The sequence below is a fragment of the Sediminibacterium sp. genome (genome assembly GCF_030695065.1).
Lineage (GTDB): Bacteria > Bacteroidota > Bacteroidia > Chitinophagales > Chitinophagaceae > Sediminibacterium.
In genome coordinates, this window is record NZ_JAUYTR010000023.1 from 235,958 (window position 1) to 248,282 (window position 12,325).

Here is a 12,325-nt window from a genome sequence, read left to right on the forward strand (position 1 = left end):
TTGTTTTAATTTAATTGTGTTGCTCCCAACTTGATTAGATTAATTAACTCTTCTTTATTCACTGGTTTCTCTAAACAATCTAGCACACTATCCCCCATTCCAATTTTTAAATACGCAGACAATAAATTAGCTGTAATAACAATAATTTTGACCCTGCTTTTAAGTGTACTATCCATATTTACCCTAGCTATCACTTCATTCCCATCCATATTGGGCATATTTAAATCGAGTAGTAAAATAACTTTTCTACTAGCGCTTTCATTTAAGAATGCCATTGCTTCTTCGCCATCTGAAACACAGCTAATTTCTACACTTACATACTTTAACATATGCTTTAATATAACTCGATTAATTTCATCGTCGTCTGCAATAAGTATGGCGTATGGGTTCTCTATATTAGTCATTAGCAACGAATCAATTTTAGTTCTTACCCGACACTCTATTAATGAATGCCATTTTAGAATTTACTTTTACTTTTTTATAAATATTTTTTATATGCTCATTTACTGTAGTATATGAAACATTTAAAATAGTTGAAATTTCTTTATAACTAGATCCAGCCAACAATAATTCAGCAACCTGTATTTCTCTTTGGGTTAATCCAAACTCTTGAAACCTCTCTATTCCTCCACTTGTATTAAATCTATTTCTTGCGGTTTTAATTAATCCTGTCATAATTTCCGGCTCTAGAACGGTGCCGCCAGATTGCAAAACTTCTAATTGCTTTTGCATTTCTGCCAATCTAAATGGCTTTAATAAAAACCCATTTGCACCATTCATCATTGCTTGCCAAGCTACCAATGGATCTTCCATTCCAGTAATTACCAAGATTTTTACCCCAGGGTAATAACTACTAATAATTGAAATGGCATCCAATCCGGAAATCCCAGGCAAACCAATATCTAATAAGATGCAATCGGGCACTATGCCTGCATCTTGTCTGATACTAATCCATTTTTCAATTCTGTTGCAAGAGAATACCAAGGATAAATCCTGTTGTAGGGAGATATAATTCTCCATGGTTTTTCTCAATTGAACATCATCTTCTATAATGCCTATCAAATACATTCTAGTTTCTTTTGCATTTCTTGTAATAAATAGGATTCTGTACTAAAAACTTATACAAATTTAACCAATTAAGGATGCCGCATTTTCCCTTAAACTAGGGAGATAGAGCCTTACTAAATTTACTCATAAATACTGAGTAACAAGATGAGATTGGTCATAAAAAAAGCGGAATCATCAAAAAGATAATTCCGCTTACAATTGGGGGATATAAATAAAAAGTTGAACTAGTTGCTAATTACTTGCTGCAGTGGTTGAATTGCTGCTTGTGGCTGTATTGCCCGCTACAGAAAGGTCTTGAGCCGATTGCTCAGTAGATTTATCGTAATAATTGGTAGTCACAAGAAATACGGTAACCAAAAATGCAAACATGATATAACTAATGATAGCAGCAGGTACACGCAAACTCCTGTGGTGTCTTTCTTTGATTTCTTCGTATATATGTTCCATGATGTAAAGTGACTACATCATAGTTTAAATAGGTATCAATTAGCATTCAGTCTCTTGCATAAAATCAGCGTTTTTTGGCATCCATTAAAGCATCAAATTGTTCTAACGACAATTGTTTTGCCAAAATGCGCTTTTTATTGTCTAATAAATATACAGTTGGGGTTTTAAAAATATCGTACAACTGTCTGTAATTGGGCAACCCAGCTTTTTCTTCTACTAATTTATCTTCTTTAGTTTGATACACTTGATGCCATTCAGCAGAAAGTTTATTGTCTACAATAAATTTTTTCCATGCGGCATTTTCGTTTTCGTAAATATTTACTGAGTAAACAGCTACCCCATTGGCTTTCCATTTTGCCTTATAAATAGAATCATATCTAGGTATTTCTTCTTTACAATGCCCACAATTAGGATCCCAAAATGTTACTATGGTGAAAGGAGCATTAATACTGTATAAGCCCACTTTTTTGCCACTGGTATCGGTTAAATTAAGTACAGGCGCTTGCTGACCTATTTGATTAGCCATTAAGCTGTAAGCCCTTTCTGTAATTGACTTCCGTGATGCAGGGTTCAATAAAACTGTATCTCCTTTAGCATAAAAATTTTCAAACAAATAAACAAACACTTTATCCTGACCCATAAATTCAGGATTAATGTATTTATTGGTAAACTTGGTGAGCAGATATGGATAAATTTCTTTTCCTGTTTTGGCCATCAACAACATTTGCTTTACTTCCGATATAATAGAATCAGGGTCTGCAGAAACGTAATATTTAAAGTACTCATCTAATTTAGGCTCAAAAAAAGGTGTTCTTAACAAACGATCTTCATTAAATAAGACATTGTCCCAATAATGTTGTTTTACATATTGATATGGATAAGCAGAATCTGGCTTCCCGTTAACTATTGGAACAGGTGGCAACTCAGGACGCTGCATTATATAAAATAGTGCAGATAATAGAGAGCGAGGTTGTGTTTTATGAATATTAGCCTGATACTGTTTAATTTCTTTTTCTGTATTGGCTATTGAAAGCCTTATTTTATTGGCCTCTGCGCCATCGGCAGACTGTAATGCCAGCTTTAACTGCTGTAAGGTTTTTCCTTTTTCATTAGAAAAAAGCGCGTAATTCTTGAATAAGTCATTATCTGGTGAGCCTTTTATAATAGCTGATTCTTTGGCACTGGTATCGGCTTGTATACTAAAACGCTGTTGTTGATCCATTAACAGCTCAAATTGTATGGTATAAGTAGGAGATACTACAAAATAAATGCCTGTAGTAAGCTTGTTGGCTCCCTTAAATACCCCTTTGCTATTTTGGTCTAAACGGGTAGAATCTACAATGGTCATCCCTTTGCCAAAATAGCTACCTAAGTAAACCGTACAATTTTTAAGGGGGGTTAGCGTAATAGCAATCTCCCTTCCCCCTGAAACAACCCCTTTTGAAATAGCCGGTTTTGTAGCAATTGTGTTGGCTTTTTTAACCAAAGACTTTTGTTGGGCAAATAAACTTTGAAATTGAATCAATAGCAACGCACTAAATATCAAAAAACGCATATTCCTTATTTAGGCCTAAAAATACGCAATTTGGAGGGCTAAATAGAAAACGACCTACCTTTACAGGGTGAGAAAACAACGTAAAACAGTTGTACTAGAGAAAGTACTGGTACAGGATTATGCTGCCGAAGGAAAGTCTTTGGCAAGAGTAGATGGCAAAGTAGTTTTTATTGAGGGGGCAGTACCCGGCGATGTGGTGGATGTACAATTGTCTAAAAACAAAGCCGATTGGGCCGAAGGCCATACTGTTCATATTCATAGCTTGTCTTCGGATAGGGTTACCCCTTTTTGCGAACATTTTGGCGTTTGTGGTGGCTGCCAGTGGCAAATGCTGCCTTACGAAAAGCAATTATTCTACAAACAGAAACAAATTACCGACAACCTAACCCGCATTGCAAAAATTAGTCTCCCCGAAATAGCTCCCATTATAGGAGCCGATTTTACTCGTGGATATAGAAATAAAATGGAATATACTTTTGCTACCCGCAAATACATTCCAACAGAAGAATTTAGAAGAATGAAAGCAGAAGGGGTCGATTTTAATAACCAACCTGGCGCTGCAGGCTTTCATGTGCGTGGCTTTTTTGACAAAGTAGTAGAAATAGATACTTGTCACTTACAAGAAGAGCCTACCAACTTAATTAGAAAAGCAGTAGCAGCTTATGTTCTAGCGAATCAGTTGCCTTTCTATAATATTAAAAGCCATGAGGGGTGGATTAGAAACCTCCTTGTAAGAAGCAGTACTACCGGAGAATTAATGGTGAATATGGTTATAGCTTATGAAGAGAAGGAGCATAGAATTGCGCTTTTAGATCAGTTATTAAAGTCCTTCCCACAAATAACTACCTTATTGTATACCATTAATGGCAAAAGAAACGATAGCCTTCACGATCAGGAACCCATTATTTATTATGGCAAAGGATATATCATTGAGAAATTAGAAGAACTTTCATTTAAGATAAGCCCTAAGTCGTTTTTTCAAACCAATACTAAGCAGGCAGAGAAATTATATGCAGTAACCAGAGAATTTGCTGAACTAGATGGCAGCCAACTTGTTTATGATTTGTATTGTGGAACAGGTAGTATTGGATTATTTGTAAGCAAATTGGCCAAAAAGCTGATTGGGGTTGAAATGGTAGCCGATGCAATTGAAGATGCCAAAGAAAATGCAGCTATTAATGGGGTAAGCCATGCTACATTTTTTGCTGGAGACGTTATTGATATTTGCAATGATGCATTTTTTGAGGAACATGGCAAAGCAGATGTAGTAATAACTGACCCCCCAAGAGCTGGGATGCACGAGAAATTGGTAAAAAAATTGTTGGAAATAGCAGCGCCTACGGTAGTGTATGTAAGCTGTAATCCGGCAACACAAGCCAGAGACTTGGCATTGCTAAGCGAAAAATACCAAGTAACCAAAATACAGCCAGTTGATATGTTTCCGCATACCTTGCATATTGAGAATGTTGTACAACTGAAATTGATTAATTAATTATGACTGAGTTTCGCCCAAGTAGATTTGAGATATTACCTACCATCGTAAAAAACTTATTGATCATCAATGGGCTTTTTTTTCTGGCACAAAATATCATTTCAGGCCCTAATGGATTCTTGAATATGGAAAATATTTTTGCCTTACACGGATGGCAAAGTAGTTTATTCCAGCCATGGCAGTTGATAACGCATATGTTTATGCACGGAGACTTTGGCCATATTTTAGGTAATATGTTTGCGTTGTGGATGTTTGGATCGGTTTTAGAAAACTTATGGGGTTCAAAAAAGTTTTTAACTTTTTACTTGATTTGTGGGCTAGGTGCAGCTTTAATTCACTTGTTGTTTTTGAGTTATGAGTTTGTTCCGTTGATGAATGACTACAAAGTCATTTTTAACTTACATGAAGATGGTGGCGCTTCTTTAAATAATGCCATGATTCGCTTCATTGATACTTATAATATCCGATTCGAAAATCACAGTGAAATTATTAACAGTTTAAGGTTAAACCCAGATAATACCCTTGCCAGTGCCCAAATGTTTGAAGCATTAACCAACTTTTATGATAAAAACATAAATACCGCCACATTAGGGGCCAGTGGGGCAGTATTTGGCATTTTAGCAGCGTTTATTTATTTATTCCCCAATACCTATATCTATATCTATTTTCTATTCCCAATAAAAGCAAAATGGATTGGGTTGCTCTACTTTTCTTATGAGTTCTTCTTTGCACTTAAAAACTCAGCAGGAGACAATGTAGCCAGATGGGCACATATAGGTGGAGCAATCGTAGGATTACTAATTGTTATTACTTGGAACAAAACCCGTAAAAAAACGTTCTATTAGTATGTCACCACTAACACAAAAAAGCGCAAGAAATATTTTACTTGGTCAAGACAATAACGCGTTGGTATTTTTATTCGCAGTGAATTCCTTGGTTTTTGTATTAATTAATTTTATCAGGATTGTTTATTTTTTATCAGACATTCCACTAGAATTTTTCAATAAACAAATATTAGATTGGTTTACTTTATCGCCCGTACCTGAAGTGTTTTTTGCAAGACCTTGGACCATTTTTACTGCTATGTTTACCCATTTAAGTATATGGCAGTTAATTAGCACTTTATTGTGGTTATGGGCTTTTGGATACATATTGCAAGATTTAGCTGGCAATAGCAAACTATTGCCCATCTACTTATATGGTGGATTTGTTGGCGCAGTAGTTTTTTTGTTAAGCAACAACTTATTCCCCGTTCTAGAAAGAAATATTTTGACTACTCCAGCCATGATGGGTGGTGGTGCAGCTGTAATGGCTGTTGCGTTGGCTACAACTACGTTGGCACCAGATTATAGATTATTCCCCTTAATTAATGGAGGAATTCCGCTTTGGGTACTTACATTGGTTTTTGTAGCCATTGATTTTGCCACATTATCTGGAGGCAATGCTGGTACTGGTGCGGCTCATTTAGCAGGTGGTGCAGTTGGTTTCTTTTTTGTGAAGCAATTACAAAAAGGGAAAGATTGGAGTGCTTGGATGAATGCGCTGGTAGATTGGATAGACAACCTTTTTAATCCAGAAAAGAAAAAAGAACAACAGAAACAAAGTGAAAAACACTTCTATAGAGCTAATAGAAAGCCATATGAAAAAATTGCCAATATTACTCAGCAGAAGTTAGATGATATCTTAGATAAAATAAATCAACATGGTTATGCGTTTTTAACAGACGAGGAGAAGGCTTTTCTAAAAAGGGCCAGCGACGAAGAACTGTAATGATATCAAAACAAACTTTTTATACATTTATCAAGAGCAGCATTGCTGCAATAGGTTTCCCATTAATATTGATTTATTGGATTGGTTCATTTAGTGGATGGATGAACCCGCATATTTTTACAGGAATTACTTTTTTAGCCATTGGTTTTCCAATCCTTTTCTTAGCTAGCTTTTTGTGGTGCTGTATTATTGTACTGCTATTTCAGAAAAAATCATGGTTGGTCTTTTTATTGTTACTACCAGGTAGCTTTAATTTATTTAACACTTATTCAATCCGTTTTGAACAGGCTTTTAATCCTATCAAAAACCCACAATCGGTTAGGGTATTAACTTGGAATGTAAATGAATTTCTTTATAGTAGGCCAGAGATTGAATCTTGGAAATATGATCAAGGTAAAATGCTCAACTTTATTAAAGAAGTAAACCCAGATATACTTTGCTTTCAAGATTTCATAGTTGCACCAGGTTGGGCTGAACGTGATATTCCAGGATTTATACGAGACAGTTTAGGATTTCCGTATCATTTTTTTAGTATGGACGACATAGCATATGGAACAATTATTTTTTCTAAATTTCCCATTAAAAATAGTGGGCGAATAGTTTATACACAGGCATCGCACCCGGAAAGCATTGCATATGCCGATTTAGAAATAGCAAACAAAACCGTTCGCCTATTTAATACCCATTTCAGGTCTATGTTTTTACACTATAATAAATTATCAGGTGGTGTGCTAGGAAACTTAAAATATGTAAAAGAAGACACCAATTTTTTATTTAATAGCAATCGCTTAGAAAGATTAGAATATTATGATCGGATACATACAGATCAAGCTGAACAAGTAGTTGGTGCATTTGAAGACACAAAAATACCTTTTATTTTTTGTGCCGATTTAAATGCAGTACCCAGTAGTTACGTATACCAGTTATTAAGACAAAACACTTTGGATACCTATTTAGAAAAGGGTGCAGGTTTAAGGGGTACTTATAAAAAAGGTAGCTATTTTGCAAGGATTGATTTAATATTAACTTCAACCGATTTAAGAACCTTGCAGTATTACTCACCCAAGCTGAATTTATCAGACCATTACCCTGTGATTGCAGACATCCAACTTGCCAATTAAAATTTTTGTAATTTTAATTATGGCAAAAGGCTGGATTAGGAAAACCACTAAGAAATTTTTCATTATTGTAAATGCAATTATTGTCTTCTTTTTTTTGATTGCTACATTATCTCCTTATGTTAATCCTAATCAAATTTGGTTGCATGGGTTATTGGCTTTAACTACACCCTATTTAATTTTAGCCCTTATCTTATTTACTTTGTTTTGGTTAATCTCGAAACCAATTTGGTCACTCATGCCAATCATTGCTTTATTAATTGGATGGCAACAAATTGCAGTAGTATTTGCTTGGACGGGTAATTCCATCTTTACAAAAAGGAAAGCAGAAAATCATTTTAGGATTGTAAACTGGAATGTGCAAAGCTTTAATGGATTATCTAAAGATGCATTAGCAAAAAAATTAGTTAGGAATGAAGTAGCATCAAGCATTTTAAAAACCTACCCAGATGTAATATGCTTGCAAGAGTTCAACAATGCTGAAGCAGAAAATAATATCAGTTTATTCAAAAGCACCCATCGGTATTACTTTTTTTCTAAGGACCACAAAAGAAATGACGGGACTTATCAATCTGGTTGTATTATTTTCTCTAAATATCCTATCGTCGATTCTGGCAGAGTTGTATTTCCTTCTGAAGAAAGTCTTATTTATACAGACCTGTTAAAAGGAAATGACACCATTAGGGTATTTACTACTCATTTACAGTCTTTTAAGTTTAAAAAGAAAGATTATGCTGATATTGAAAAAATAAAAGACTCCGACGAATCCTCATTTAGTGCTTCAATCAGTATTATGCGAAAAATGAAGGCAGCTTATCAGAAAAGAGGTATTCAAGCCAATTTAGTAAGAACTGCCCTAGACAGAAGTCCATATCCAACAGTAATTACCGGAGATTTTAATGACGTTCCCAACTCATATACCTATTTTAATATTAAGGGAGATAAAAATGATGCCTTTCTACAAAGAAGCTTTGGCCTTGGCAGAACCTTTATTTCATTAGCACCAACCCTAAGAATTGACTATATCTTATTAGATAAACAATTTGAAGTAAAGCAATTTGATATGGTTGATGAAGCATTAAGCGACCATATCATGTTGGTAGCTGATATTCGTTTGAAAAAATAAAATAACTTTGCGGCATCATGTCGCTGAAAGTATACAACTCGCTTACCCGTAAAAAAGAAGTTTTTGAACCCATCAATCCCCCTTATGTGGGAATGTATGTTTGTGGCCCAACTGTAAGTGGAGAAAGTCATTTAGGTCATGCAAGACCTTTTATAACATTTGATGTACTATATCGATATTTAATGTATTTGGGTTATAAAGTACGATATGTAAGAAATATTACCGATGCGGGCCATTTTGAAGAAGAGGGCAGAGCAGCTGAAGATAAAATTAGTTCTAAGGCAGTTCTTGAAAAATTAGAACCAATGGAATTGGTACAAAAATATACCAATATGTACCATTGGGCTATGAACCAGTTTAACAACCTGCCACCAAGTATAGAGCCTACTGCAACAGGACATATTGTAGAGCAGATTGAAATGATTAAAAAAATCATTGAAGATGGCTATGCGTATGAATCAAATGGTTCTGTATATTTTGATGTAGAGAAATACAATATCGATTTTAGTGCTAAAGGACAACCTTATGGAATTCTAAGTGGACGAATTTTAGATGATCAAATAGAAAGTACAAGAGAATTAGACAACCAAGAGGAAAAGCGGAATAAAAGTGATTTTGCTCTTTGGAAAAATGCACCACCCGAACATATCATGCGTTGGCAGAGTCCTTGGGGTGAGGGCTTCCCTGGATGGCATATTGAGTGTTCTGCAATGAGTACAAAATACCTAGGAAAAGAATTTGATATTCATGGAGGTGGGATGGATTTACAATTTCCACATCATGAGTGTGAAATTGCCCAAAGTACGGTTTGCAATCATCAAATGCCTGCAAGGTATTGGCTCCACAACAATATGATTACCATTAATGGTAAGAAAATGGGAAAGAGCTATAACAATGTGATTAAGCTTAGCGAATTGTTTGCAGGAACGCATCCAATATTAGAGCAGTCTTATGCGCCTTCTACTGTTCGCTTTTTTATTTTACAATCTCAATATAGAAGCACATTAGACTTTAGTAATGAAGCTTTACAAGCAAGTGAAAAGGCTTTAAGAAGATTAATGGATGCTTATGAGTGGTTGATGAGCTTTGACTACACTACAAATCAAACTGCCGATGACCTTACACTCAATCAAAAAGTAATAAAGTTGGTTACAGAGTTTGATGAGTTCATGAACGACGATATTAATACTGCAAAAGTAATTGCCAATATGTTTGAATTGGTTCCGGTAATCAATTCGTTAAAAGACAAACATATTAGTGCAAATGCTTTAGATAGCAATACCATTGCCTTGATGAAAAAACAGCTTTCTGCATTTATAGTAAATATTTTTGGCCTACAAAGCAGCAAAGCCGATAACAATAATAAGCTGGAAGGTGTTTTACAATTGTTAATCAATATTCGCAAAGAAGCAAAGCAAAGAAAAGACTTTGTTACATCCGATAAAATCAGAAATGAATTAAGCGCTTTGGGCGTTCAATTAAAAGATGAAAAAGATGGAGGAATGAGTTATACCATCCAGTAGATTATTCTCCTGGATGATATTCCTTTTCCTTGTTTTTAAATACATCTTCCTTATAAAAAAACACGTCCTTAAACTTGCCATAAACAAACCCTTCAGATTGATCTTTAAAATGGGGAGATAATGGATTATTGCTATGTCCACCCGTAACAATCGTTTTGGCTTTAACCCGTTTACCAAATTCAACTGCAGCAATAAAACTATTTCCAGAAAAACCATACCTGCCTTTTGAACTATACATAGACCTACTTTCAAATGCCGGCAATGAACCCCATCTAGATGAACTTAAAGGAACTGCTAAACTTGCCTTATTGTCGTCATATACTTCAGCAAATTTTCCGGTTAATCGTTGGTAACGATTGATAGAACCCCATCTTACTTGCCAGCGACCGTATTTTGCACTTAATTCATTCAATACTTCATTTAGCTGCTCTAACATTTTTTTACCGCTAACTCCATTAGCTATTGCATTAAATCGACCAATCCATTCTGTGTTTTCTTCTTGCGTTCTAGCGCGAGGCCAAAGTGCATTTATTTTGGTAGCCCAATCAATTGCTAATGTAGTAGCTACTGAACTAGTATCGGTAATTTTGTTCCAAGCTCTAAGTGTTTCAATTGCAGGTCTAATTTTATTTTTTAATGAGTCTGTATTGCTGGTTGCATCAAAGGCCTTGAATAAAGGAGGCAATAAAATATCAAATGCAGATAAATAACGATCGTATCCAATTTCAATTAATTCTTCCAACGTAATGCTGTCTCTATTGTTTAACAAACGCATTGCATTTATTCCTCTGGCATTTTGTCCATCGGGAGCCATATAATAAGGATAATTGTTTTTATTGGGACTGCTTTCTCCTGCTAAAGTAAATGGAGTAGCATTGCAGTTTTGCATCCATCCACTAGCTGGATTAATTAAATGAACAGTTTCTTCTAATGGATGCACACCTTGCCACTCTGTTGCAGCAATAGAGCCATCCACAGGTAAGCTAAAATTGAAGCCAGGATTTCTTTTTGGTACAAAGTTCCCATGCCAATAGGCAATATTTCCTTGATCGTCTGCATACACTGTGTTATTGGTAGTATTAGACAAACCTTTCATAGCAGTAGTGTACTCTTCTAAATTTTGGGCCTTGGTTGTTTTCCAACTTTGTACTAAGGCTTTCATAGATCTATTGTACTCTTTTAAAGCCAACCACTTACCATTTCTTTTAGCTACTACAGGTCCATGATGGGTATAGAATGCTGTAAATGTTTTAGCCTGCCTTTCGCCGTTAACCGTGTAGTAAATAGTAATTGGTTTAGACTTTACTGGCATAAATTTTTTATCGTATTCATACACCCAGCCTTTATTGGTTTTAGTAATTTTTTCTTCATACAAATCGGCCACGTCGGTATATCCAGAAGTATGCATCCAACCAACATGTTCATTAAAACCTTGGTAAATAAAAAATTGACCCCAAGTGGCAGCCCCATAAGCATTCAACCCTTCTTCGCTCACCATTTGCGCTTCTGATCTAAAATAGAAAGGCACGTGTGGATTAATGTACAACATTGCATTACCTGAAGCTGATCGCTTAGGTGCAATCGCAAATCCATTTGATCCTCTTTCTTCAATCTCTTTTATTTGGTAGTAGGCTGTTGAATTTGTTTCAGGACCATTTTCATAAAACTGCTTAATTTCTTCTACCGATGCGCCACCAGTACTTGTTGCAGAAACACTACCGTCTGTATACATTAAATGAAACCAAGGTTCAAATTTTTTTAAAACAACGGGTCTTACTTCTGGATGTTTATACAAGAAATAATTAATTCCATCAGCATGTGCATTCAACAATTTCTTCAACCATAATGGACTTTGTAAATAGTCTTTTTTTGCATCGTTGCTGTCTGCAATTAAGCGCATCAACAAATCGTTATAAACCAACTTCTCTCCTTCCATCTCAGCTCTTCTACCCAACATTTCCAAATAATTACGCTCAATGCGTTCAAAATTTTCTTCGCACTGAGAATACATTAATCCAAAAACAACATCCGCATCTGTTTTACCATAAATATGTGGAACACCATATGTATCTCTTACAATATTTACTTGTTTGGCCTGGGCTTCCCAACGTTTTACTTCAGCTATGCTAGGCGATTGAGCAAAAGCGGAGACCATCATCAAACTACAAAATGCAAAGAACCCTATTTTCATAAAACTTTATTTGATATTAACGATTTGTAACAATG

At 35.3% G+C, this 12,325-nt stretch carries 11 protein-coding genes; 6 read left to right on the plus strand and 5 right to left on the minus strand.

Translation table 11 applies throughout. The features are described 5' to 3' along the window. Window positions 1-5: 5 nt before the first annotated feature. The 4 genes from Q8S25_RS11890 to Q8S25_RS11905 form a co-directional block, all read right to left on the minus strand. Complete coding sequence (locus tag Q8S25_RS11890) at window positions 6-404, minus strand: response regulator (RefSeq protein WP_305538018.1); 399 nt, start codon at window positions 402-404, stop codon at window positions 6-8. Between the two features lie 16 nt (window positions 405-420). Beyond that, complete coding sequence (locus tag Q8S25_RS11895) at window positions 421-1,068, minus strand: response regulator transcription factor (protein WP_305538020.1); 648 nt, start codon at window positions 1,066-1,068, stop codon at window positions 421-423. A gap of 231 nt (window positions 1,069-1,299) precedes the next feature. Beyond that, window positions 1,300-1,515, minus strand: a complete 216-nt coding sequence (locus Q8S25_RS11900; RefSeq protein WP_305538022.1) for a hypothetical protein — start codon at window positions 1,513-1,515, stop codon at window positions 1,300-1,302. A gap of 64 nt (window positions 1,516-1,579) precedes the next feature. Next, a complete protein-coding gene (locus Q8S25_RS11905) occupies window positions 1,580-3,070 on the minus strand; it encodes a TlpA family protein disulfide reductase (protein WP_305538024.1) in 1,491 nt (496 codons plus the stop codon). A 67-nt stretch (window positions 3,071-3,137) separates the two neighbouring features. Here Q8S25_RS11905 and rlmD point away from each other — a divergent pair, with 67 nt between their 5' ends. Genes rlmD through cysS form a run of 6 tightly spaced genes read left to right on the plus strand, consistent with a single transcriptional unit; the run spans window position 3,138 to window position 10,099 of the window. Beyond that, on the plus strand, window positions 3,138-4,562 hold the full coding sequence (rlmD, locus tag Q8S25_RS11910; protein WP_305538026.1) for a 23S rRNA (uracil(1939)-C(5))-methyltransferase RlmD: 1,425 nt from the start codon (window positions 3,138-3,140) through the stop codon (window positions 4,560-4,562). 2 nt (window positions 4,563-4,564) lie between these two features. After that, the gene (locus tag Q8S25_RS11915; RefSeq protein WP_305538028.1) at window positions 4,565-5,407 is read left to right on the plus strand and encodes a rhomboid family intramembrane serine protease; all 843 of its coding nucleotides are present in this window, start codon (window positions 4,565-4,567) and stop codon (window positions 5,405-5,407) included. Window position 5,408: 1 nt separating this feature from the next. After that, a complete protein-coding gene (locus Q8S25_RS11920) occupies window positions 5,409-6,332 on the plus strand; it encodes a rhomboid family intramembrane serine protease (protein ID WP_305538029.1) in 924 nt (307 codons plus the stop codon). After that, window positions 6,332-7,453 (plus strand): endonuclease/exonuclease/phosphatase family protein, encoded by a 1,122-nt coding sequence (locus tag Q8S25_RS11925; RefSeq protein WP_305538030.1) that lies wholly within the window; start codon window positions 6,332-6,334, stop codon window positions 7,451-7,453. Before Q8S25_RS11920 ends, Q8S25_RS11925 begins: the two co-directional genes overlap by 1 nt. Window positions 7,454-7,472: 19 nt before the next feature. After that, the gene (locus tag Q8S25_RS11930; RefSeq protein ID WP_305538031.1) at window positions 7,473-8,576 is read left to right on the plus strand and encodes an endonuclease/exonuclease/phosphatase family protein; all 1,104 of its coding nucleotides are present in this window, start codon (window positions 7,473-7,475) and stop codon (window positions 8,574-8,576) included. 17 nt (window positions 8,577-8,593) lie between these two features. Then, window positions 8,594-10,099, plus strand: a complete 1,506-nt coding sequence (gene cysS / locus Q8S25_RS11935) for a cysteine--tRNA ligase (RefSeq protein WP_305538032.1) — start codon at window positions 8,594-8,596, stop codon at window positions 10,097-10,099. Between the two features lies 1 nt (window position 10,100). Here cysS and Q8S25_RS11940 read toward each other — a convergent pair whose 3' ends face one another. Further along, complete coding sequence (locus Q8S25_RS11940) at window positions 10,101-12,290, minus strand: penicillin acylase family protein (RefSeq protein ID WP_305538033.1); 2,190 nt, start codon at window positions 12,288-12,290, stop codon at window positions 10,101-10,103. Window positions 12,291-12,325 lie beyond the last annotated feature (35 nt).